Here is a 22,473-nt window from a genome sequence, read left to right on the forward strand (position 1 = left end):
GCCTCGGCGATGGATGGCTCTCCCTCGCTCAGAAGCAGACGGCACCGGTGGAGGCCGACTGCACGAGCTTGGCGTACTTGCCGAGCACACCGGTGAGGCGGTGGTTCTCGGGGATCGTCCAGGTCTTTCGACGCTCGGCGAGGACCGATTCTTCGACGTGGAGTTCGATCGAGCGGGCCGCGATGTCGACGGTGATCTTGTCGCCGTCCTCGACGAGGGCGATCGGTCCGCCATCGACGGCCTCGGGTGCGACGTGGCCGATGCACAGGCCGGTCGAGCCTCCGGAGAACCTGCCGTCGGTGATGAGCAGAACGTCCTTACCGATGCCTGCACCCTTGATCGCACCGGTGATGGCGAGCATCTCGCGCATGCCTGGTCCGCCCTTGGGTCCCTCGTAGCGGATGACGACGACGTCGCCCTTCTTCAACTCACCGTTCAGCACGGCATCCATGGCCGGCTTCTCCTGGTTGAACACACGAGCTGTGCCTTCGAAGACATCGGCATCGAAGCCAGCGGACTTCACGACCGCGCCCTCGGGAGCCATCGAGCCCTTGAGCACGGTGAGGCCGCCGGTGGCATGGATCGGATTGTTGAGCGCGCGGAGGATCTTGCCGTCGGGATCCGGCGGATTGATGCTCTCCAGGTTCTCCGCGACGGTCTTGCCGGTCACGGTCAGGCAGTCGCCGTTGAGCAGTCCCGCGTCGAGCAGGGCCTTCATCACCACGGGCACGCCGCCGATCTTGAACACATCGTTCATCACGTACTGGCCGAAGGGCTTGACGTTGCCCAGGTGCGGGACCTTGTCACCGATGCGGTTGAAGTCATCGAGGTCGAGTTCGACTCCGGCTTCGTGGGCGATGGCCAGCAGGTGGAGAACGGCGTTGGTTGAGCCGCCGAAGGCCATGACCACGGCGATCGCGTTGTGCAGCGATTCCCTCGTGATGATGTCCTTCGTCGTGATTCCCTGACGCAGCAGGTTGACGACGGCGTCACCGGATTTGCGCGCGAACATCGTGCGGTCGCGGTGGATGGCCGGTGGTGCGGCCGAACCGGGCAGTGACATGCCCATGGCCTCCGCGGCCGAGGCCATGGTGTTCGCGGTGTACATGCCACCGCAGGCTCCTTCACCTGGACAGACGGCGCGTTCGATGGCATCCACGTCGCCCTGGGTGATGGTCCCCGCGCGGCAGGCACCGACGGCTTCGAAGGCGTCGATGAGGGTGACTTCCTTCTCGCTGCCATCTGACATCTTCGCGGTGCCCGGCATGATCGAACCGTTGTAGAGGAAGACGCTGGAGAGACCGAGGCGGGCCGATGCCATGAGCATGCCCGGGATCGACTTGTCACAGCCGGCCATGAGGACGGATCCGTCAAGACGCTCGGCGCTCATCACGGTCTCAACGGAGTCGGTGATGACCTCGCGTGAGACCAGCGAGTAGTGCATGCCCTCGTGGCCCATGGAGATGCCGTCGGAGACGGAGATCGTGCCGAACTCCAGGGGGAATCCACCTGATTCGTGGACGCCTTCCTTGGCAGCCGCGCCGAGACGCTGCAGAGACATGTTGCACGGGGTGATCTCGTTCCACGAGGTCGCGATGGCAATCTGCGGCTTCACCCAATCGTCATCGCCCATTCCGACTGCCCTCAGCATGCCGCGTGCGGCAGTGGCTTCGAGTCCGTCGGTGACGTCGCGAGATCGGGGTTTGATGTCCGGGGTGGTGGAGTTCGTATCAATGCTCATGCAGGCACTCTACGCCCGAGTCCACCATGCATATGCCAAGTTCTCGCATGTTGGAACTTGTTTTGAGCAGTTCATCGAGAACTGACCAGCAGGTCCTCGAGAGCTGCTCCGATCACTGCGTGGAGACGAGGTTGAGCGGCGCTTCGCCGTCGTTGAGTCGACGGACCTGCTCGGCCAGGATCTTCACCACACGAGGCTCGAACGCCGAGGTGTCGCCTCCCTCATGAGGTGTGATGAGCGTATTCGGCGTCCCCCACAGCGGATGGTTGTCCGGCAGCGGTTCGGGATCCATCACGTCGAGGGCGGCATGGAGACGACCGGTGCTCAATTCGGCCACGAGCGCGTCGGTGTCGACGACCTTGCCTCGAGCGACGTTGACGATGAGAGCGTTGTCGGGCAGCTGGGCCAGGAAGTCCTTGTCGACAAGCTTGTTCGTCGAGTCCGTCAGAGGCGTGATGAGGACGACCACCTCGGTGTGGGGAAGCAGCTTCGGCAGCTCCTCGACGCTGTGGATCTTCCCGCGATCGTCTTCGCGTGCCCTCGTCGCAACCCGTGTGAGGTCGACTTCGAAGGGTTCGAATCGATCGGCGATCGCCGACCCGATCTCACCGGCGCCGATGATCATGACGCGACGGTCCTGCAGGGAACGGTTGCGCTTGTGGTTCCAGATCCTTGCACTCTGCGCGCGCACGGCATCATCGATGCCGCGCAGGCTGGCCAAGGTCAGAGTCAGGGCGAGCTCGGCCGTCCCGCCGGTGTGCACGCCCGAGGCGGTCGCCACCTGGATGCCGCGCTCGGGCAGGTGCGCGACTGGGTCGTAGCCGGTGGTCTGGGTGACGACCAAGCTCAGGTTCGGCAGCTCGTCGAGCAGTTCGATGGTCGGTCCCGAATCGAGGTACGGAAGCACGACGACATCGACATCGTCTCGGCTCAGCTTCGCCGACTTCTCGACATCCGAATAGACGACCAGATCGACGTTGGCGCGCTGGTGCGCCGGAATCCGGGCGATGACGCGGTTGCGGAGTTCGGAATCTGGGAAGGCAATGGTCTTGATTGACATAGACACATTGTCCCACGAACTGCCTCACTCGGGCAGGGCCCAACCAAGGAGATCCTATTCGGGCAGCGCCTTGCCGATCCTTGCGAATACTCGCTCGATGACCTCGAGTTCCTCATCGTCGACGTGGGAGAGGAACACCTCGTCGATGTTCTCCCGGTGCTGACGTCCCGCGCTGAGGAAGGCCTGCGCCCCAACCTCGGTGAGACCGACGTTGTGCGCCCGCTTGTCCTCCGTGCATTCCGTCTTCGCCACCAGACCGGCGTCTTCCAACACCTTGATCCGGTAGTTGAGCCGTGAGGGTGAGAACACCAATTTCTTGGCCAGCACGCTCATCGTCAGCAGGTGAGTCGGCTCCTCCCACAGCAGCAGCAGCGTGTTGTAATCGCTGACGGTCAGACCGGCCCTGTCCTTGAGGTTGCCCTCGAGGTTCTGCCTCAGGCGCTGCGAAGTCTCGAAGTAGACCCGCCACGATCTCTGCGCGAGCGCGTCACGATTCCGGCCGAGCTTGATCTCGATCATCGTCATCCCTCGAGAAGCTGAGCGAAAGGGGTGATGAGCTCGGGATTGAACTCATCATCGATGCTCGGATTCCGCCGTGCGCCGCGCCGGCCGAACTCGCCGGTCGTCGTGGACGCAGAGTCGGTGTCGGAGCCCTCGTCAGCAGGGCCTGCGCTCGAACCGGCGCCGACACCGTTCAGGCTCGCTGCCAATCCGATCAACTCCTCGCTGGCCTGTGCGATCCGGGCGTTGAGGCTGCGGCCGCCTTCGATGCTGCCCCAATCATCGGTCGCGGCGAAGACCGTCGTCGGCACGACGATGCCCTTGAGGTAGGACAGCATCGGCCGCAGCACGTTCTCCCCGGCCAGTGAGTGCCGCGGTGTGCCGCCGGTCGAGCCGATGAGCACGGGCTTGTTCGCCAGCGCCTTTTCGTCGATGAGCTGCCAGAACAAGGTATGCAGACCCACCGGCGCGACCTTGTACACGGGTGCGACGGTGACGATCACGTCCGCCTCGGCGACCTGTGCGAATATCTCTTCGAGGTTCTCCGAACGGAACCCGGTCAGGGCCATATCGGTGAGATCCGAGCTCAGGTTCCGCACGTTGACGTGGTCGGCCTCCGCGCTCAGACCCGCAGCTTCTGCCGCCGAGGTGGCCGCCGCGATGATCTTGTTCGACAGTTTCAGTGTGGTCGAGTCCTCGCTCAGCGAGGTCGTGATGCTGAGGATGCGCATCATCGATCAGCTCCTTGGGTGTCGTTCTGCTCTGCGGCCTTGGCCTGACGGTCGGCATAGGCGCGCGATCCGGGACCGCCGCCGGGGATGGGAGCCCGGCCTTCGCGGTGACGGATGACGAGTGATTCGTGTGTCGGTGCGTCGGGCACATCGGCCGGACGGTCCTTCGCGAATTCCTTCCGCAGGACCGGGACGACTTCCTCACCGAGGATGTCGAGCTGTTCCAGCACCGTCTTCTGCGGCAGGCCCGCGTGGTCGATGAGGAAGAGCTGACGCTGGTAGTCCCCGGCCCAGTCGCGAAAGCTCAGGGTGCGTTCGATGACCTGCTGGGGCGATCCGACGGTCAACGGGGTCTGCGTTGAGAAATCCTCGAGACTGGGGCCGTGGCCGTAGACCGGTGCGTTGTCGAAGTAGGGACGGAACTCCTTGACGGCGTCCTGCGAGTTCTTGCGCATGAACACCTGACCGCCGAGTCCGACGATCGCCTGGTGCGCAGCTCCGTGGCCGTAGTACTCATAGCGCTGACGGTAGAGCTGGACCATGCGTGCGGTGTGCGACACCGGCCAGAAGATGTTGTTGTGGAAATACCCGTCGCCGTAGTAGGCGGCCTGTTCAGCGATTTCGGGGCTGCGGATCGATCCGTGCCACACGAACGGCGGGACATCGTCCAGTGGTGTCGGGGTGACGGTGAACCCGTTGAGCGGCGTACGGAACTTGCCTTCCCAGTCGATGTTCTTCTCGCGCCAGAGGCGGTAGAGCAGGTTGTAGTTCTCAACCGCCAACGGGATGCCCGAACGGATGTCCTTGCCGAACCAGGGGTAGACGGGTCCGGTGTTGCCGCGCCCCATGACCAGGCTGATGCGTCCCTCGGAGAGGTGCTGAGCATAGGCATAGTCCTCGGCGATGCGCACCGGGTCGGTCGTCGTGATCAGGGTGGTGGCCGTTGACAGATGCAGCCTTTTTGTCTGTGCCGCGATGTTCGCAAGCAGGACCGGCGGGTTCGCGGGTGCGACGAACGGCGGGTTGTGGTGCTGACCGGTGGCGAAGACGTCGAGGCCGACCTCTTCGGCCTTCTTGGCGATCTCGACCGTGTTCTTGATGCGCTGATTCTCAGACACCGTCGTGCCATTGGTGGGATCGGTGGTGACGTCTCCGATGGTGAAGATTCCGAGTTCCATGTCTGCTCCTTCTGCTCGCTGCTCGCGAACTCTCCTTGAACCGAATAACTTCAGTTTTGAAGTAACTAGTTGAAAGTTTAACAGACACTGCCGGATAAGTATTCCCGAGCTTCGTCACACAGCGATCACGCGGCACGCTCAGCCGCTGTCAGACAGCAATCGCCGGGCCCTCCGGGTCGATATCCTTCAGGGATGCCGACGGGGGGGGCCCGGCGATGATTGTGCTGCTGGGTGAGGCAGAAGACCGTGCTGCTGGGTGAAGCGGTTGAGCAAGCCTCTGGCTCAGATCTGATTGGCGCTCAGACGCAGATGGCTCTCAGATCCAGATGGCGGGGTCGATCAGTTCGAAATCGGCGTACGTGGACGGCGCACCATCGGCATCCGAGGTGGCCGCCTCGGCGCCGGTGTGCTTCTTATAGGGCCTGACCTTTGCCGGGATTCCCACTGCACTCGAGTCGGCGGCGACGTCCTTGACGACGACCGCATTCGCGCCGACTGAGGAATTATCGCCAACGACGACAGGTCCGAGAATCTTCGCGCCGGCTCCCACGAGGACGTGATTGCCGATGGTCGGGTGGCGCTTCGTCTGCTCCATCGACGTTCCACCCAGGGTGACCTGGTGGTAGAGCATCACGTCGTCACCGATCTCAGAGGTCTCGCCGATGACGACTCCGTTGGCGTGGTCGATGAAGAAGCGTCGTCCGATCTGGGCACCGGGATGGATCTCGACGCCAGTCAGAGTTCGCACAGCCTGGGACATCAGCCTGGCCGGTACCTTGGTGGTGTCGTTCTGCCACAGTCGGTGCAGCCCGCGGTGCGCCCAGATCGCGTGCATGCCCGGGTAGGAGACCAGCGAGACGAAGTCGTTCCTCGCCGCAGGATCGCGTCTGCGAACGGTATCGAGGTCTTCGCGCAGAGCCGCGCGCACCTCGGGTCGGCTCAGTCCGTAGGCGGCTGCGCCGATCGCCCCAGCCGCCAGAGTCCACAGTGCCTTCATCTCAACAGTCCTTCACGCTCGTCATCGTCAATCCTCAATACGGTGAGGGCGCCAAACATGTGTTTGACGCCCTCACCGGTCAACCTGCATCTGCCTCAGACAGTGCTCGGCCGAAGTCCCTCTGCTCAGTCCATGTACTCGGCGAACAGCGGAGTCGACAGGTAGCGTTCGCCGAAGTCGGGCAGAATGACGACGATTCGCTTGCCTGCGTTCTCAGGGCGTGCACCCAGCTGCTCTGCGGCGATGAGCGCGGCACCTGACGAGATTCCGACGAGCAGTCCCTCTTCCTTCGCGACCTCGCGGGCGCGGGTGAAGGATTCCTCGTTCTCGATGGTGATGACCTCATCGTAGATCTTGGTGTTGAGCACACCGGGGACGAAGTTGGCACCGAGTCCCTGGATCATGTGCGGGCCGGCGTCTCCACCGGAGAGCAGCGGGGAGGCCGCGGGCTCGACGGCGACGATCTTGACGTCCGGGTTGGCCTCACGCAGAGCGGCGCCGGCTCCCGTGATGGTTCCGCCGGTGCCGATGCCCGAGACGAAGATGTCGACCTTGCCATCGGTGTCGGCCAGGATCTCCGGGCCGGTCGTGGCGCGGTGGATGTCGGCATTGGCCTGGTTCTCGAACTGGCGGACGAGGACCGCTCCCTCAGCAGCAAGCTCTTCCGCCTTCTCGACGGCGCCCTTCATGCCCTTGGCCTTCTCAGTGAGCACGAGTTCGGCACCGAAGGCGCGCAGAAGTGCACGACGTTCCTTCGACATCGATTCCGGCATGGTCAGCAGAACTTTGTATCCACGCGAGGTGCCCACCATGGCCAATGCGATGCCGGTGTTGCCGGAGGTCGCTTCAACGATGGTTCCACCCGACTTGAGTTCACCCGAGGCCTCGGCGGCGTCGATCATCGCGACACCGATGCGGTCCTTGACCGAGTTCGCGGGATTGTAGGATTCGAGCTTAGCGACGATCTCTGCGCCGGAACGTTCGCTGGCCTTATTCACGCGAATGAGCGGAGTGCGGCCGACCAGTTCGGAAACATTGTTGAAGATGGTCAAGACATGTCCTTTCAAGCTTGTTTGTTCGCCCGGTGCTGAGGTCTGTGACGAATCAGTCACGCGACCATCAGCGGAAGGCTTCAACTGCTGATCTCGTCTCGTGGACCGAGACGGTTCATGACCATCATAACCACGGCTCATTCAAGGTTGTTCCCCATGCGGTTGCTCAACAATCCATGTTCGCTTCGGGCGAAATATCATGTCATCTCGAGTCACAGCCAATAAAGAAGCCATTTCTGATCGCGACGACGAGCCCTTGATCCGAGAGAACCGCTGAACAATCAGGGCTGCGTATGTCGATTTCGTCTCGCGTTGACACTCCAGCCTCGGTACTTCGAACCACGGTTTCGGCACTGCCGGAGGAGTGCGAATCTGAGACGCCGAGACGATCGTGGATCTGCGACTGTCCTTGCAGAGCGCCGAGCGAAAAGGCAGGCGCATTGCCCTGGGGAAAGCCGATACGATTGTCCTCATGCCTATTCATCCCATCGTCATCTACGGCGAGCCTGTGCTGCACCAACGTGCGGAGAAGATCACCGACTTCGACGACGAGCTCGCCACTCTGATCGCCGATATGCATGAGACCCTCGATGCCAGCAATGGTGTCGGCCTGGCCGCTCCGCAGATCGGCGTGGCTAAGCGCATCTTCGTCTTCAACGCCGAGGATGACGCGGGAGTCCGCAGACGCGGCACTTTCATCAACCCCCTGCTCATCGCCTCGAAGATCCCCGACACCCGGCCGGATCCCGATGAGGAGACCGAAGGATGCCTCTCGGTGCCCAGTCTCGACTTTCCGCTCAAGCGCGCGGATCGTGTCACGGTCAACGGTGTCGATGAGACCGGCAAGTCGGTGTCCCTGACCGCTGAGGGTTGGTTCGCCCGCATCATGCAGCACGAATACGATCACCTGCAGGGCACCCTCTATGTGGACCGACTCGACAAGCGCTGGTCGAAGAAGTGGAAGAAGGAACAGGCTGCCAACGGCTACAACGTTCCCGGCCGTTCATGGACTCCGGGTGTCGATCCCGATCCCTTCGGTCACTGATCCCGACCTCACTGGCCCCATTCCGCCGACCCTGATGCCGCCGATCCCGAAACCGCCGATGAGGAGACCGCTGGCCTCGACGTCTGCATTCGGATCATTCCGGGCGACGGTCCTGCCCCAGTGAGTGCGTGGGTTCGAATGCATCGATCGACTCCTGGGCAGCCGCCAGTCGTGTGTCGAAATCGTCGAAGTCGTCTGCGGTCTGGTCGAGCTCGGCAACCAGACCCGAGATGATCGAGGACTGTGACTCAGCGTCGATCCGCAGTTCCCTGAACTGCCAGTCCGCAGAGTCGTCGGCTGCTGTCCGGGACAGAACGTCGAGGACGCGGTCGCCGAGTTCACGCGAGCGTTCGGAATTGTGAAGCAGCATGAGCTGCTCGTCGAGAGCGATGAGATGCTCATAGTACTCGTGCATCGACAGCACACGGTTGGCCATCGAGGTGAAGGCTACAGCGAGTTTCGACAGGTATGTCTCCACCGACTTCGCGGTGCCCTCGTCCCTGATGCTCTCGATCTCCTCGCGCAGCCGGACCAGTTCGGCCAGTCGCACTCCGATCGAGGCGACAGCATGGTCGAGGTCGACACGCGAGACATGGTCACTGAGGATTGGGTGGGTCCAGGCGCGCGTCCGGACGATCTTTCGCGCGATCGTCACGGCGAGGTGGAACAATCGCTGCTCGTCGGTGTCGCGACCCTCCTTGCGGCCAGGCTGGAACCCCAGGGAAGCGGGGGTGATCCACTGTGCCTGTCCGACCTGCTGACGGTTCTTCCGGCTCAGCCGTTTGGGATCACGGAAGTACTTCGGTCCGGTGACTGCGGCGAACACACCGGTACCCACTGCGGTCGCTCCTCCGAGAGCTCCGAATGTCAGCGCGGCGTCGGCCATTCCGGCCAGCAGCGCCAGCCCGCCCGGCGCTGCGAAGCCCGCAGTGACGGCGGCTCCGGTTCCTGTGCCGCCCTTGAACAGCATGCTGGAGCGGAAGAAGTTCCGACGCATTGCCCCGGTGAGCATGATCGCACTCGGTGCTCCGGCGGTGTAGCGGTACCCACGAGCGTTCCACGCCTTCACGATGCCCTGATTGACGCTTTCGGGCACGAGGATGCGATAGATCGGGATCGACTTCCCGCATTCGCTCTTCCACAACGACTTCCATGACTGAGACACCGCATTCACCTCCACGTACGGATGGCACCCTCACGCCTGATCCGCCGGATCCTGGTCCGGCGGAGTCGGCGTCTGGCCCGTGAGAATGCGAACAGCCACACCCTCCGGACTTCTGTGGTAACCGAGTCTAGAGGGTGTGGCTGGATCAATCCTGAGTTCTGATCAGTCGCCGGCTGAAGCGGTCGCCTGAGAAATCAGCCGTTGATCTTGGCCAGGATCAGGTCCTTGGCCTTTCCGGCGTCGGCCTGACCGCGGGTGGCCTTCATGATCGGCCCCATCAGGGCGCCGATGGCCTGCATCTTCCCGCCCTTGATCTTCTCGACCACATCGGGGTTCGCAGCGATGGCCTCCTCAACGGCCGCCTCGAGCGCATCGGTGTCTTCGACGATCTCGAGACCACGGGCACTCATCACCTCGGCCGGTTCGCCTTCTCCGTCGGCAACGGCGGTGAGGACGTCCTTCGCGAGCTTGTCATTGAGCTTGCCCTCGTTGATCAGTCCGATCAGAGCTGCGATCTGCGTCGGTGTGACGAGTTCGGCGGTGGGCTGATCCTTCTGGTTGGCCAGCCTGGCGACCTCACCGGTCCACCATTTGCGCGCTGCTGGAGGCTTCGCGCCGGCGTTGACCGTCTCCTCGATGACTTCGAGCAGACCGGCGTTGACGATGTCACGCATCTCCAGATCGGAGAAGCCCCACACGCCTGTAAGCCGGCGGCGTTTCTGCGCAGGCAGTTCAGGCAGAGTCGCGCGCAGCTCCTCGACCCATTCGCGGCTGGGAACGAGTGGCACCAGATCGGGCTCCGGGAAGTAACGGTAGTCATCGGCGTCAGACTTCGGGCGCCCCGAAGAGGTCTCCCCCGTACCTTCATGGAAGTGACGGGTCTCCTGCACGATCTTCTCTCCGGCTTCGAGCCGGGTCGCCTGGCGGGCGATCTCGTAGCGGACCGCGCGTTCGATCGAGCGGAAGGAGTTGACGTTCTTCGTCTCTGTGCGGGTGCCCAGTGGAGCATCGGGGCTCTCGCGCAGCGACACGTTGACATCGGCACGGACGTTGCCCTGTTCCATGCGTGCTTCGGAGACGTCGAGGGCGCGGAAGATGTCGCGCAGCGTACGCACGTACGTGGAGGCCACCTCGGCGGCCCGATCCCCGGTCCCGGTGATCGGGTGGGTCACGATCTCGACCAGGGGCACACCGGCGCGGTTGTAGTCGACCAGGGAATGGTCGGCTCCGTGGATGCGTCCGGTGGCGCCGCCGATATGGGTGTTCTTGCCTGCGTCCTCTTCCATGTGGGCGCGCTCGACAGGGATGGTGAACATCGTTCCGTCTTCGAGCTCGATCTCGACCTCGCCCTCCGCGGCGATGGGCTCATCGGACTGGCTGGTCTGGAAGTCCTTGGGAACGTCCGGGTAGAAGTAGTTCTTCCGGGCGAAGCGGCAGGTCTCTGCGATCTCACATCCCAGCGCCAGGCCGATCTTGATCGCGTACTCCACACCCTTCTCGTTGACGACGGGAAGGGAGCCGGGCAGTCCCAGTGAGGTGGGGGTGATGTTGGTGTTCGCTCCCCCTCCGAAGGTGTTGGGTGCGGCGTCGAACATCTTGGTCGCGGTGCCGAGCTCGACGTGGACCTCGATGCCGATGACCGGATCGTATTTCTTGATCGCGTCTTCGTATTTCACTTGGTGGTCAGTCCTTCCGCGAGAGTATCGAGCACCCGAGTCCCGGAGGCTTCCAAGGCGGCTTCGAGCGGGCCGGCTACCTCGTACAGCTTCACGTCCTCACGTGCCGGGGCGAGGATCTGGAATCCGACGGGCAGCCCGTCGGCCAGTCCTGCGGGCAGTGACAGTCCCGGGATCCCGGCGAGGTTCGCCGGGATGGTCGCGACGTCGCCGAGGTAGAGGGCCATCGGGTCGGATGCCGCCTCGGCGCCGAATTTCAGTGCGGTCGTCGGTGCCGTCGGCGAGACGAGGACGTCGCAGCTTGCGAAGGCCTTCGCGAAATCGTTCTGCACCAGGGTGCGGATCTTCTGTGCCGACCCGTAGTAGGCGTCGTAGTAACCGGCGGAGAGTGCGTAGGTGCCGAGGATGATGCGGCGCTTGACCTCATTGCCGAAACCGGCTGCGCGGGTGGCTGCCATGACCGTCTCAGCGGTGACCGGGCCCGACTCGGGGTCGACCCGCAGCCCGTAGCGCATGCCGTCGTAGCGGGCGAGGTTCGATGACACCTCGGAAGGCATGATGAGGTAGTAGGCGTCGAGTGCGTATGAGATCGACGGGCAGTCGACCTCGACGATTTCGGCGCCGGCAGCAGCGGCGACATCGAGGGCGGCGGAGAAGGCATCGCGGACGCCGTCCTGGTAGCCCTCTCCGCGCAGCTGCTTGATGACGCCGAGCTTCTTGCCCCCCAGATCCGAAGTCTGCGCCGCGGAGACGAAACCTGCCACCGGGTCCGGCAACGAGGTCGAATCGAGCGGATCGTGCCCGGCCAGCAGTTCGTGCAGAGCCGCGGCGTCGGCGACATTGCGGCCCATCGGGCCGACCTGATCGAGGCTCGAGGCCATGGCGATGATGCCGAAACGTGAGATCGAACCGTAGGTCGGCTTCACACCGACGGTGCCGGTGAATGCGGCGGGCTGTCGCACCGATCCGCCGGTGTCCGTGCCGACCGACAGCGGAGCCTGGAAACCGGCGAGGGCTGCTGCAGCGCCGCCGGAGGAGCCACCGGGAACGTGCTCGAGGTTCCACGGGTTGCGGGTGGTGCCGAAGGCCGAATGCTCGGTCGTCGATCCCATCGCGAACTCGTCGAGGTTCGTCTTACCCAGGACCGGGAGTCCGGCGGCCTTGACCTTGTTGTGCACGGTGGATTCGTAGGGTGGAATCCAGTTCTCGAGCATCTTCGAGCCCGCTGTCGTGCGCACGCCTTCGGTGACGACGAGGTCCTTGAGCGCCACGGGCACTCCGGCCAGGGCGTGAACGTCTCCACCAGCGCTGCGTTCGGCATCGACTGCTTTGGCCGTCTCCAGCGCGAGATCGTCGGTGACGGTGATGAATGAGCCGAAGTCGGCTTCGGTGGCGTGGATGCGATCCAGGTGAGCCTGGGTCACCTCGACGGAGGAGAACTCGCCGGCTTTCAATCCTGCGGCGAGTTCAAGGGCGCTCCTATTGATCAGTTCGCTCATCATTCCTCCCCAAGGATCTGTGGGACGAGGAATTTGTCATCGGCGGATGCCGGAGCCGAGGCCAGAGCCTGCTCGCTGGTCAGGGTCTCACCCACGACATCGGGGCGCAGCACATTCGACAGTGCGATCGGATGGCTGGTCGCTGGTACGTCATCGCCGGCCACTTCGTTGACCCTGGCGACATTGCTCAAAATGGTGCTCAGGTCACCGGCGAGCGATTTCAGCTCGTCTTCGCCCATGGCGATCCGAGACAGCGAGGCCAAATGCTCAACTTGCTCGGGGGTGATTGCGGAGGACTCCGTCATTCCCTGCCTTTCATCGTCTCTGTTTACTCGTCAGCAAGTCTAGTCTCTTTGCCGGACCGGTTCAGATTAGATCGCTGTGAGGTTCGCCGAGCTTCACTGCGCAGCTTCGTCGAGGTGCACGAGTGTCGCCAGGCAGGGTTCCGGCTTCAGGCAGGGTTCCGGCTTCAGGCAGAGTTCCGGTTTCAGGCCCCGACGCGCTCTGGCCAGGTGCGTTCGCCCTTGATGTAGCTCGAGAGCTCACTGAGCACCCTGTCTGCGTCTTCCTGGGTGTACTCACCGGCGTCAACACCGGTCTGCAGATCGTTCGCAAGATCTGAGACACGAGATTGGGCGTCGGCAGCGGTGTGTGCGACCAAGCCCGCCGAATCCCCGGCCCGCACGGCGAAGTCACTGGCCTGCGATCCCGTGCCGGCTGCTTCACTGGGACCTCCGTGCAGTCGGTACGAATCGTTCGGCTGCTCACCGTCGGACTCTGTGCCGTGAGAGGTACCGGTGTCGGCACCGTCGCGGTCGTCGCCACGAGACTTCACCGGCACCAGAAGCTCCGCGGTCGAGTCGGAGAGCGCAGGGGCCGCGCGTTTGACCGGCGGCTGTCCCGGGTTGAGGACGAAGTCGGCGATGCCAGCTGTCACCGGCGAAGTGGTGAGTACAGCTGCGAGGATCACCGCAGTACCAGCGACCAACCGGGGGATTGATTTCATGCTTTCACTCTTTCAGACTGAGCTGTTTCCCCACTTGAATATGCCTGTGACGATCCTGAGATTCGATGGCCGATCAATCCACACTGCCGGTCTCCAGGAGCGTGCGGAATGTGTCCTCGTCGAGGACCCTGACTCCCAGTGATTCGGCTTTGTCCAGCTTCGACCCTGCGTTCTCACCCGCCACCACATAGTCGGTCTTCTTCGACACCGAGCTGACCGCCTTGCCACCGGCGGAGAGGATCGCCTCCTTGATACCGTCACGCGTGAATGTGCTCAGAGAGCCGGTGGCCACGATCGTGAGACCTTCCAAGGTCTGCGCGCCCGCTTCCTGTGCCTCGTCCTCCATCCGGACTCCGGCGGCGGCCCAAGCTTCGACGATCTCGATGTGCCAGTCAACGGCGAACCAATCGCGGATGCTCGCCGCGATCGTCGATCCGATGCCGTCGACGGCTGAGAGCTCTTCGAGCTCAGCGGCCCGGATCGCGTCGAGTGTCCGGAAGTGTGCGGCCAGGGTGCGTGCTGCGGTCGGACCGACGTGCCTGATCGAGAGTGCGACGAGGACTCGCCACAGGTCCTGATCTTTGGCTTTGGCGAGTTCCTCGAAGAGCTTTGTCGTATTGGCGCTCGGGGCACTCGGCTTCTTCGCGGCAGCTCGCGTGTAGAAGTAGGGCACGAGTTCACGCTCCCCTGTCTCCACCCCTTTGACCTTCTTGTTCCGCCAGATCTTCACATCGGCCAAGTCGTCGGCAGTGAGGTCGAAGAGGAATGCCTCAGACGTCAGTGGAGGCTGCTCAGGCTCGGCCGGAGCGGTCAGGGCCAGCGCCGCCTCTTCGCCCAGGGCTTCGATGTCGAAGGCGGCGCGGGATGCCAGGTAGAAGATGCGGTTGGCAAGCTGTGCGGGGCATGACCGGGAGTTCGGGCAGCGTTTGTCCTTGTCTCCTGCTTTCTGCTCCCCCAGCTCGGTTCCGCAGGAGGGACAGTGGGTGGGCATGACGAACTCGTATTCGCTGCCGTCGCGCTGAGCGACCACCGGGCCGAGGACTTCTGGGATGACATCACCGGCCTTGCGCAGGGTGACCGTGTCACCGATGAGCACTCCCTTGCGGGTGACCTCGTAGCCGTTGTGCAGGGTCGCTCGCTCCACCGTGGATCCGGCGACGGTGACCGGCTCCATCACAGCAAACGGGGTGACTCGACCGGTCCGGCCCACCTGGACCTGAATGTCGAGCAGCTTCGTCGTAACCTCTTCGGGTGGGTATTTGAAGGCCGTCGCCCACCTCGGCGCGCGTGAGGTGTAGCCCAGGGTCTCCTGGACGGCGATGTCGTCGATCTTGATGACGATGCCGTCGATCTCGTGGGTGACATCGTGGCGGTGCTCACCGTAGTAGGTGATGAATTCCTCGATCTCATCGACCGTCTCAAGAACCTTGAAGTATTCGCTGATGGGCAGGCCCCATGACCGGAACTGCTCGTAGACCTCGGACTGGTGAGCAGGTTCAGGATGCGAATCATCGGCCGGGGTCCATACGGCGATGCCGTGGACGAGCATGTGCAGGGGTCGCACAGCGGTGACGGCTGGGTCCTTCTGGCGCAGGGATCCCGCGGCGGAGTTGCGGGGGTTCGCAAACGGGGCCTTGCCCTCCTCGACGAGGGCGGCATTGAGTTCGGTGAACTTCTCCAGCGGGAAGAACACCTCGCCGCGGATCTCGACCTCGGCGGGTGGGTAGTCGGTGTCGAGATGATCGGGGATATCGGAGATGGTGCGGACATTGGCGGTGATGTCCTCTCCGATGCGGCCGTCGCCGCGGGTGGCGGCGCGAACGAGTTCGCCGTTGCGGTAGAGGAGGTTGACGGCGAGTCCGTCGATCTTGAGTTCGCAGAGGAACTTCGACCTCGCCGAGGTGGCCGCGCGGACTCGGTCATACCATCCCCTCAGCTCCTCGAAGTCGAATACATTGTCGAGGCTGTACATCCGACCGATGTGCTCGACCGGATCGAAGGTCGAGGTGTCGACGCTGCCGCCGACGGTCTGCGTCGGTGACGAGTCTGTGACGAGTTCGGGGAACTTCTCCTCGAGGTCTTCGAGACTGTGGACGAGTTCGTCGTATTCGGCATCGGAGACGAGCGGCGAATCATCCGTGTAGTAGGCGGCGCGCTGAGCTTCGATCTTCTCGACGAGATCAGCATGCGCCTGAGCACGGGCGGTGGCATCCGACAGATCTGAGTTCGCAGTGGCCCCTGCACTCGCGGAGCGGTCGGACTCGTCGGGCGTTGCGGTCATTCGATCTCCTCAAAGGCGCGCCGCAGGCCTGCGGCGATCATCATCGTTCCCGTGCTGATGTTCTTCGCACCGTCCCCTTCGACCGAGGTCAGCAGGGGCGGATAGGTCATCGGAAGCTCTTCGCCTGCGAGGACTCCGAAATCGCGCAGACTCTTCGCACTCATGCCGATGCGGTTCCACGGCGTCTTGATCCGGTTCAGCCAATGCTTGACCTCCTGCGGTCTCGAACCTGCGGCAGGCGGCAGGCCCATCCAGGTCCCGATCCCGGCTTCGGAGACGATGGCCAGCTGTTCCCAACCCTGTGCCTTCAGGCTAGCCAACGGCACTGACACGGCGGTGGCACCGGAGTTGCGGACCACCTCGGCGGCGGTGATCTCCTTACCTTGCAGCTGCAGAGGGTCGAAGTCGGGGAGGCTGAGCAGAACCGGAGGCAGGTGGCGCAGCGTCGACTGCAGGGCAGCGTAGACCTGGGTCTCGTTGACCGCGGGCAGGGTGGCCCAGCCGGAGACCGTTGGCCATGTGCCCGTGAGCACCGGATGCAGGCGGGTCTCGACGAGGCGGATCACGGGCTGCATGCCGAGTGTCGAGAGTTTGTCGGCGAAGGCGGCGAGACCGAAGGCATAGGCCTGGATGACATCGCGGCGAGCGCCGAGGTCGCCGAGCACAGGGGCCCCGGATGTCAGGCTCAGCGCGGTGACCAGGGTCCAGGGCCCCGGCAGGGAGATCTGGACCCCACCGGTGTAGCCGTCCCCGTATTCGGCGATGGCGTCGAAGGCCTCACTCAGTGCCGAGGACTCGAGTCGTTCGTCTCTCCCCGCTGCGTTCGTCAGTCGCCAGCCGAAGGAGGCCCGGTCGACGTGGAGGTCGGTCAGCAGCCCGACTGCACGGCCGATCGCGTCGGCGCCCCACCGGTCCTCGGCTCGGTGGGCGCTCAGCGGCACCGGTGGCAGCTGCTCACCGAGGTGGGTGAAGGCCGCCGCGGCCGCCTCACGAACAGGGCTGTTCGCGATGTATCCAGAAGCACCGGACATGGAGCCGGGCCCGGTCTCGGCTCTGGGGCCGGGGATCCAGACTCCGGTGGTCGTGCCTGCCGGGCCGAGGGCGGTTGGAGCCTCGACTTGTTCAGCCATGGTTGCGGCTGCGTGGGATTCCGAAGACGTCGGCATAGAACCCGAACTCGCTTTCCAGGGAATCGATGATGGTTTCGGCGCGGACGAATCCGTGGGATTCGCCCTTGTACAGACGGTAAATGTACTCCACTCCGGTCAGTTCCAACATATCGACGAACTCTTGGGCCTGACTGGGCGGTACGATCGGGTCCCGATCGCCTTGCATGATGGCCACCGGAACGTTGATCTGACTCGTCCGTCGAATCGGTGAGCGAGTGATGTAGGCGTCCTGTGCCTCCGGCCATGGGCCGACCAGCCCGTCGATGTAATGCCTCTCGAAGTCGTGGGTGTCGACGACGAAGCGCATCAGATCGGTGACCCCGAAATAGGAGGTGCCGCAGGCGAATGCCTCTGATGAGGCCAGCGCCGACAGCACGGTCCATCCACCGGACGAGGCCCCGGAGATCGCGATGCGGTGAGGGTCGGCCAGCCCCTCGGCCACAAGAGCTTCGAGGGCGGCGAGGGTGTCGGAGACGTCGACGAGCCCCCACTGTCCGCGTAGGCGGTTGCGCCATTTGCGCCCGTATCCGGTCGAGCCGCCGTAGTTGACCTCCATCACGCCGATTCCTCGGGAGGTGAAGTAACTGGACCGGGCCGACATGTCAGGGGTCGCCTGACCTGTCGGTCCGCCGTGGACGGAGATCACATAGGGCGGAAGTTCACGGTCGAGGGCGGTGAAGCGCGGGTTGTGCGGTGGGTGGATGACGACGGGGACGCCGCCGAGCTCCCGGGTGCGGGGGCGCGAATAGTAGTCCTGATGAGCATCGAGGCGTTCCTGGGCGATCTCAATGAAGGTTCCGCTGGCCCGGTCCACGGCATACAGGGCTCCGGTCGAGTCCGCGGACTTCCCGGTCAGGAGAACATGGCTGCGACTCAGGTCATGGAGTTCGAGGCTGCCGAACCGCTCCCCCTGCGGTCTGATCTCCTCGGCCTCACCGTCGTGCCTGGCCCTGATCAGGGAGGCGGTCGCGGACTGGGAGTGGGCCCAGATCTCCTCGTCGTCACTCAGATGCCAGTTGGTGCCCAGCTGCCACAGCGGGCCGCCGATCTCGCCGCCGGTGTCGAGGACCGGTCTCAGCGCGGAGATGTCGAGTTCCTCACCGGCGTCGCTCTCCTGCTCGGAGTCCTTCGCAGCCACACGTCTGTCGCGAACAAGGCAGTCGATCGGTTCGAAGCCCAATGAGTACAGAGCCCAGTGACCGTTGTGGTCGGAGCTGACGATGAGCGAGGAGTCCGAGGTGAAACCGGGCTGCAGGAGCGAAACGTCATGTCCGTGCATGACCGCGGCGACGGGAGTGTCCTGAGTGCGAACGTCGATGAGCCACAGGCTCGTCGAGTCCCAGGGCATGTTGGGGTGCTCCCAACCGATGAACGCCAGTGTGGAGCCGTCCGGGGACAGCCGGGGCCAGGCCATGAAGTGGGAATGGCGCGAGAGCACATTCGTCGTTCCGTGCCTGGTGATGAGGACGATGGCTCGTTCCCTGCGCGTTGACCGGCAGTCCTCACGCACGCACAGCAGACCCCAACTGGTCATCGTCAGGTCCCCGTACCGGATGCGGCCCGAGGTGTCCGGGGTCAGCGCATGTGGGGCTCTGCCCGGAATGATCTGCCAGATCCGCTGGTCGGAGGCATTGACGAAGTAGATGACCTCGCTGCTCGGGTCCAGGGCCCAGGCGGCTCCCCCGTATTCGTGCACGGAGGACCTGATGTTGAACTCCGCGGGCAGCACCTGCTCCTTCAGTCCCGGATGCGACGGTGAGGTCCGGATCAGGCCGGTGCGAGAATTCTCCGCTGGAACCTTCGTGGAGAAGTAGATGTGCTCACCGCGAAATGCGGCATCGAAGATCGGTGCGGAGCCGGCAGCCACCTCCGCAGCGCTCAGCGGAGATGACCAGGTTCCGAAAGGTGCCGTGACGACATCTTGGGGAAATTCCTTCATACCCCCAGGTTAACGCAGGGGCGAAGACCACAGCCCGGACGCCAAGGCTGTCGTTGTCCTCAGACGCCGAGGCGGTCCTTGGCTGTCACATCGATGGTGGCCTGGCCCAGAACCCGGGTTCCGCGGTAGATGACCATGGTCTGCCCGGGTGCGACGCCTGAGAGTTCCTCGTCGACGTCGATGTGCATGAGCTGTCCAGCAGGTCGCGCGGCCGGCACGTCGACCTCGTCGACGATCGGGTTCACTTCATGCTCGGGTGCCTCGGAGATGTAGTCACCCAGCCAGGCCCGAGCCGGAACCGGGTCGCTGTGGGCCCTGATCTGGACCTCACAGTCGATGGCGGTCGCCGGTTCGCTGCCGATGTCTGCCGGTGCCGGTCCGGCCCATGTGGTCCGGATCCCGGTCAGGTGGGAGACCCCGAGATCGCTGCGGGAGCCCACCGTGACAGTGTTCGAGGCCGGGTCGAGTCCGGTGACGAAGCGAGGCTGGCCGTCGGCCGCGGGCTTCTGGATGCCCAGGCCCTTGCGCTGGCCGATGGTGTAGGTCATCGCACCATCGTGTTCGCCCAGGGTCTCACCCTCGGCGTCCTTGATGAGTCCAGGGCGCATGGGGATCTTGTCCGCCAGCCACGCCTTCGTGTCTCCATCGGGGATGAAGCAGATGTCGTAGGAATCAGGCTTGTTGGCCACGGAGAATCCGCGCTCGGCAGCCTCGGCGCGGACTTCTGCCTTCGACGCGGTCGCGCCGATCGGGAAGTAGCAATGCTCGAGCTGATCGCCGGAGAGCACACCGAGGACGTAGGACTGGTCCTTCGCGAGATCCTCGCCGCGGTGGAGTTCCGGTCGCCCGTCCTCGTCGCGCAGCACCTCGGCGTAATGGCCCGTGGCGATGGCGTCGAAGCCCAGTGCCAGGGCACGGTCGAGGAGGGCCGCGAACTTGATGCGCTCATTGCAGCGCATGCACGGATTGGGTGTGCGTCCGGCCGCATACTCGGCGATGAAGTCATCGACGATGTCCTCTTTGAACCGTTCGGAGAAGTCCCACACGTAGAACGGGATGTCGAGCATCCCGGCCACGCGGTGGGCGTCCCTGGAGTCTTCGATGGTGCAGCAGCCGCGTGAACCTGTGCGCAGTGTTCCGGGCATGCGGGACAGGGCGAGGTGGACGCCGACGACTTCGTGGCCGGCGTCGACGGCACGTGCCGCGGCGACCGACGAGTCGACTCCGCCGGACATGGCGACGAGAATTTTCATGATGCTCCTTGCATCCAGCGCGGAGTGGCCGAGACCATCCCGGCCTGGTGTGCTTGTTCGACGACCTCGGGCAGAACCTCGAGAAGACGATCGACCTCTTCTTCGGTCGAGTCGTGGCCGAGGCTGAATCGTTGGGCTGATCTGGCGACGTCTTCCTCCATACCGCAGGCCAGCAGCACATGGGAGGGACGTGAGACCCCGGCCGAGCAGGCCGAACCCGTCGAGGTCGCCAATCCTCTCGCGTCGAGGCCGAAGAGCAGGGAGTCGCCCTCACATCCGGAGAACGTGAAGTGCGCGTTCGCGGGAAGCCTTCCCCCACCTCGGCGACCGGACAATGTGGCATTGCCAATCGTGTCCTCAATGCCGGCGATGAGCCGGTCGCGCAGGCATGAGAAGCGCGCGGCTCGTGTCTCGATGTCGGCGGTGGCGAGTTCGACGGCCTTGGCGAAGGCCACGGCACCGGCGACGTCAAGTGTGCCCGAGCGGACCCCGCGCTCCTGTCCCCCACCGTGGAGGATCGGTGCTGGGGCGGCACCGCGATCAAGCAGCAGTGCACCGATGCCCACGGGTCCGCCGATCTTGTGAGCGGTGATCGACATGGCGGTGGCACCGAGGTGGGCGAAGTTCAGCGGAATCTGGCCCAAAGCCTGCACGGCATCGATGTGGAAGGGAACACCGAGGTCACTGGCGACTGCACCGATTTCGGCGATCGGCTGAAGGGTGCCGATCTCATTGTTTGCGGCCATGATGGAGATGAGTGCCGTGCTCTCTGGGGCGCGGCGCAGTTCGGCCAGAGCCGCGTCGAGGTCGAGGTGTCCTTCGTCGTCGACGTCGAGGTAGACGATCTCGGCACCCTGACTGGCCAGCCATTCCACGGAGTCGAGGATCGCATGATGCTCGATCGTCGTGGTGAGCACGCGCGGGCGAACCGGTGCATCGAAGGTGGAGTTGTTACGCGAGAGGTAGAGGCCCTTGAGTGCGAAGTTATCGGCTTCAGTGCCGCCGGAGGTGAAGATGACCTCGGATGATGTTGCGGCGCCGACACCTCGGGCGATGTCCTCTCGGGCAGTCTCGATGCGCATCCGTGCGGCCTGACCTACGGCATGCAGGGCCGAGGGATTGGCCCGTCGGCTCAGCTCAGCGGTGTAGACGTCGAGCACCTCTGCCGGCATCGGCGAGGTGGCTGCGTGGTCAAGGTAAATCGGCACTCTCCCTATTTTAGGCCGTGAAGGGCCCTTCGGCCAGGATCAGTGCCGCATCTCACCCGATACCGAGCCATCACCGGGCACCTGAAGTTCCGGGGCCACGTTCACGCCGACTAAACTGGGCCGGGTGTTCACCGTTTTCACCATCGTGCTCTATGCCGTATCCGCCGTCCTGGCCATCTGGTCGATCATCGAGACCATTCGCAACCGCCCCGCCGGCAAACTGCTGCTCGGCGCGACCGCTGTGCTTCTGCTGCTGCTCATCGTGCAGCTGGTGCTCTCGATCGCCACATTCGGGTCGACCCAGGGCATCGATCCGCTCCTGTACTTCGGCTACGTCATCACCGCGATCCTCGTCATGGCACTAGCCGGCTTCTGGGCGTTCGCGGAACTGAGCCGCTGGGGGCCGGGAGTCCTCGCAGCAGCAGGACTGACGGTGATCGTCATGATCGAGAGATTGGACCAGATTTGGCAGTGAAGAAGCGAAACGACGATGCCGGTGCGCGCTCAGCGGCCGCCTCGGCGAAGCAGGAACGGGCCGCGAAGCGCAACCGCTCACCGTTCTCGGCGATGCACACCGGCCCGGGCCGGGCTCTGACGGCCGTCTACGGGGTCTTCGCGCTCTCGGCGACCGCGCGCGCCGGCTACCAGGTCATCCGTGAGTTCGACGTGGCCCCGGTCGCGTACTCGCTGTCCGTGATCGCCGCAGTCATCTACATCGTGGCCACGATCTGCCTGGTCATCGGCAACCGCGCCTCACACCGGATCGCGATCGGCGCCTGCCTCGTCGAGTTCGCAGGCGTCATCATCGTCGGAATCCTCAGCTTCACCCATCCGGAGGACTTCGCCAAGCCCTCCGTGTGGTCATCCTTCGGCAGCGGCTACGGGTTCATCCCGCTCATCCTGCCCCTCGTCGGATTGTGGTGGCTCTACCTCGTGGGGCGCAGAATCCGCACCAGCTGAGAAGTGGGGCCC

At 64.0% G+C, this 22,473-nt stretch carries 20 protein-coding genes; 3 read left to right on the forward strand and 17 right to left on the reverse strand.

What is annotated here, in order from left to right:
* Positions 1-28: 28 nt before the first annotated feature.
* The 7 genes from ilvD to cysK all read right to left on the reverse strand — a co-directional run bounded on the left by ilvD (position 29) and on the right by cysK (position 7,260).
* Entirely contained in the window at positions 29-1,741 is a 1,713-nt protein-coding gene (ilvD, locus tag ACE03M_RS01220; protein WP_485932296.1) for a dihydroxy-acid dehydratase, read from the reverse strand.
* A gap of 112 nt (positions 1,742-1,853) precedes the next feature.
* Positions 1,854-2,801, reverse strand: coding sequence for a 2-hydroxyacid dehydrogenase (locus tag ACE03M_RS01225; RefSeq protein WP_143922423.1), 948 nt, complete (start codon positions 2,799-2,801; stop codon positions 1,854-1,856).
* Between the two features lie 54 nt (positions 2,802-2,855).
* On the reverse strand, positions 2,856-3,320 hold the full coding sequence (locus tag ACE03M_RS01230; RefSeq protein ID WP_485932298.1) for a MarR family winged helix-turn-helix transcriptional regulator: 465 nt from the start codon (positions 3,318-3,320) through the stop codon (positions 2,856-2,858).
* 2 nt (positions 3,321-3,322) lie between these two features.
* Positions 3,323-4,036: an NAD(P)H-dependent oxidoreductase gene (locus ACE03M_RS01235; RefSeq protein ID WP_485932300.1), complete on the reverse strand. Its 714-nt coding sequence runs from the start codon at positions 4,034-4,036 to the stop codon at positions 3,323-3,325.
* Positions 4,033-5,211, reverse strand: a complete 1,179-nt coding sequence (locus ACE03M_RS01240; protein ID WP_485932302.1) for an LLM class flavin-dependent oxidoreductase — start codon at positions 5,209-5,211, stop codon at positions 4,033-4,035. The genes ACE03M_RS01235 and ACE03M_RS01240 overlap by 4 nt, the downstream gene beginning before the upstream one ends.
* A gap of 316 nt (positions 5,212-5,527) precedes the next feature.
* The gene (gene epsC, locus ACE03M_RS01245; RefSeq protein ID WP_143922420.1) at positions 5,528-6,208 is read right to left on the reverse strand and encodes a serine O-acetyltransferase EpsC; all 681 of its coding nucleotides are present in this window, start codon (positions 6,206-6,208) and stop codon (positions 5,528-5,530) included.
* Between the two features lie 125 nt (positions 6,209-6,333).
* Positions 6,334-7,260 (reverse strand): cysteine synthase A, encoded by a 927-nt coding sequence (gene cysK, locus ACE03M_RS01250; RefSeq protein ID WP_143922419.1) that lies wholly within the window; start codon positions 7,258-7,260, stop codon positions 6,334-6,336.
* Between the two features lie 472 nt (positions 7,261-7,732).
* Between cysK and def the strand changes: the two genes are divergently transcribed.
* Positions 7,733-8,305 (forward strand): peptide deformylase, encoded by a 573-nt coding sequence (gene def, locus ACE03M_RS01255; protein ID WP_143922418.1) that lies wholly within the window; start codon positions 7,733-7,735, stop codon positions 8,303-8,305.
* Positions 8,306-8,399: 94 nt separating this feature from the next.
* Here def and ACE03M_RS01260 read toward each other — a convergent pair whose 3' ends face one another.
* The 10 genes from ACE03M_RS01260 to ACE03M_RS01305 all read right to left on the reverse strand — a co-directional run bounded on the left by ACE03M_RS01260 (position 8,400) and on the right by ACE03M_RS01305 (position 21,501).
* Positions 8,400-9,470 carry a hypothetical protein gene (locus tag ACE03M_RS01260; protein ID WP_485932305.1) on the reverse strand — a complete coding sequence of 357 codons (1,071 nt, stop codon included), beginning with the start codon at positions 9,468-9,470 and terminating at the stop codon, positions 8,400-8,402.
* A 194-nt stretch (positions 9,471-9,664) separates the two neighbouring features.
* A complete protein-coding gene (gatB, locus tag ACE03M_RS01265; protein WP_485932306.1) occupies positions 9,665-11,146 on the reverse strand; it encodes an Asp-tRNA(Asn)/Glu-tRNA(Gln) amidotransferase subunit GatB in 1,482 nt (493 codons plus the stop codon).
* Positions 11,143-12,645, reverse strand: a complete 1,503-nt coding sequence (gene gatA, locus ACE03M_RS01270; protein ID WP_485932308.1) for an Asp-tRNA(Asn)/Glu-tRNA(Gln) amidotransferase subunit GatA — start codon at positions 12,643-12,645, stop codon at positions 11,143-11,145. The genes gatB and gatA overlap by 4 nt, the downstream gene beginning before the upstream one ends.
* The gene (gatC, locus tag ACE03M_RS01275) at positions 12,645-12,950 is read right to left on the reverse strand and encodes an Asp-tRNA(Asn)/Glu-tRNA(Gln) amidotransferase subunit GatC (RefSeq protein ID WP_009882665.1); all 306 of its coding nucleotides are present in this window, start codon (positions 12,948-12,950) and stop codon (positions 12,645-12,647) included. Before gatC ends, gatA begins: the two co-directional genes overlap by 1 nt.
* 182 nt (positions 12,951-13,132) lie before the next feature.
* Positions 13,133-13,651 (reverse strand): hypothetical protein, encoded by a 519-nt coding sequence (locus ACE03M_RS01280; protein ID WP_485932310.1) that lies wholly within the window; start codon positions 13,649-13,651, stop codon positions 13,133-13,135.
* Between the two features lie 73 nt (positions 13,652-13,724).
* Positions 13,725-15,932: an NAD-dependent DNA ligase LigA gene (gene ligA, locus ACE03M_RS01285; RefSeq protein ID WP_485932312.1), complete on the reverse strand. Its 2,208-nt coding sequence runs from the start codon at positions 15,930-15,932 to the stop codon at positions 13,725-13,727.
* On the reverse strand, positions 15,929-17,062 hold the full coding sequence (locus tag ACE03M_RS01290) for a hypothetical protein (RefSeq protein ID WP_485932314.1): 1,134 nt from the start codon (positions 17,060-17,062) through the stop codon (positions 15,929-15,931). Before ACE03M_RS01290 ends, ligA begins: the two co-directional genes overlap by 4 nt.
* Positions 17,055-19,040, reverse strand: a complete 1,986-nt coding sequence (locus ACE03M_RS01295; protein WP_485932316.1) for a prolyl oligopeptidase family serine peptidase — start codon at positions 19,038-19,040, stop codon at positions 17,055-17,057. The genes ACE03M_RS01290 and ACE03M_RS01295 overlap by 8 nt, the downstream gene beginning before the upstream one ends.
* A 59-nt stretch (positions 19,041-19,099) precedes the next feature.
* Positions 19,100-20,293: a tRNA 2-thiouridine(34) synthase MnmA gene (gene mnmA, locus ACE03M_RS01300; RefSeq protein WP_198396989.1), complete on the reverse strand. Its 1,194-nt coding sequence runs from the start codon at positions 20,291-20,293 to the stop codon at positions 19,100-19,102.
* The gene (locus ACE03M_RS01305; RefSeq protein ID WP_485932318.1) at positions 20,290-21,501 is read right to left on the reverse strand and encodes a cysteine desulfurase family protein; all 1,212 of its coding nucleotides are present in this window, start codon (positions 21,499-21,501) and stop codon (positions 20,290-20,292) included. Before ACE03M_RS01305 ends, mnmA begins: the two co-directional genes overlap by 4 nt.
* A 124-nt stretch (positions 21,502-21,625) precedes the next feature.
* On the opposite strand from ACE03M_RS01305, the gene ACE03M_RS01310 reads away from it, so the two are divergent.
* Both ACE03M_RS01310 and ACE03M_RS01315 read left to right on the forward strand, forming a co-directional pair.
* Positions 21,626-21,976: a hypothetical protein gene (locus ACE03M_RS01310; RefSeq protein WP_143922408.1), complete on the forward strand. Its 351-nt coding sequence runs from the start codon at positions 21,626-21,628 to the stop codon at positions 21,974-21,976.
* Positions 21,977-22,068: 92 nt separating this feature from the next.
* Positions 22,069-22,461, forward strand: coding sequence for a hypothetical protein (locus tag ACE03M_RS01315; protein ID WP_485932607.1), 393 nt, complete (start codon positions 22,069-22,071; stop codon positions 22,459-22,461).
* Positions 22,462-22,473 lie beyond the last annotated feature (12 nt).

The organism is Brevibacterium sp. AGC70, from assembly GCF_057334195.1.

What these genes read in the sequence shown, in the direction of transcription:
- ilvD (WP_485932296.1), bottom strand. Translation starts at nt 1,741, where the DNA reads ATGAGCATTGATACGAACTCCACCACCCCGGACATCAAACCCCGATCT.
- ACE03M_RS01225 (WP_143922423.1), bottom strand. Translation starts at nt 2,801, where the DNA reads ATGTCAATCAAGACCATTGCCTTCCCAGATTCCGAACTCCGCAACCGC.
- ACE03M_RS01230 (WP_485932298.1), bottom strand. Translation starts at nt 3,320, where the DNA reads ATGATCGAGATCAAGCTCGGCCGGAATCGTGACGCGCTCGCGCAGAGA.
- ACE03M_RS01235 (WP_485932300.1), bottom strand. Translation starts at nt 4,036, where the DNA reads ATGATGCGCATCCTCAGCATCACGACCTCGCTGAGCGAGGACTCGACC.
- ACE03M_RS01240 (WP_485932302.1), bottom strand. Translation starts at nt 5,211, where the DNA reads ATGGAACTCGGAATCTTCACCATCGGAGACGTCACCACCGATCCCACC.
- epsC (WP_143922420.1), bottom strand. Translation starts at nt 6,208, where the DNA reads ATGAAGGCACTGTGGACTCTGGCGGCTGGGGCGATCGGCGCAGCCGCC.
- def (WP_143922418.1), top strand. Translation starts at nt 7,733, where the DNA reads ATGCCTATTCATCCCATCGTCATCTACGGCGAGCCTGTGCTGCACCAA.
- gatA (WP_485932308.1), bottom strand. Translation starts at nt 12,645, where the DNA reads ATGAGCGAACTGATCAATAGGAGCGCCCTTGAACTCGCCGCAGGATTG.
- gatC (WP_009882665.1), bottom strand. Translation starts at nt 12,950, where the DNA reads ATGACGGAGTCCTCCGCAATCACCCCCGAGCAAGTTGAGCATTTGGCC.
- ACE03M_RS01280 (WP_485932310.1), bottom strand. Translation starts at nt 13,651, where the DNA reads ATGAAATCAATCCCCCGGTTGGTCGCTGGTACTGCGGTGATCCTCGCA.
- ligA (WP_485932312.1), bottom strand. Translation starts at nt 15,932, where the DNA reads ATGACCGCAACGCCCGACGAGTCCGACCGCTCCGCGAGTGCAGGGGCC.
- ACE03M_RS01290 (WP_485932314.1), bottom strand. Translation starts at nt 17,062, where the DNA reads ATGGCTGAACAAGTCGAGGCTCCAACCGCCCTCGGCCCGGCAGGCACG.
- ACE03M_RS01295 (WP_485932316.1), bottom strand. Translation starts at nt 19,040, where the DNA reads ATGAAGGAATTTCCCCAAGATGTCGTCACGGCACCTTTCGGAACCTGG.
- mnmA (WP_198396989.1), bottom strand. Translation starts at nt 20,293, where the DNA reads ATGAAAATTCTCGTCGCCATGTCCGGCGGAGTCGACTCGTCGGTCGCC.
- ACE03M_RS01315 (WP_485932607.1), top strand. Translation starts at nt 22,069, where the DNA reads ATGCACACCGGCCCGGGCCGGGCTCTGACGGCCGTCTACGGGGTCTTC.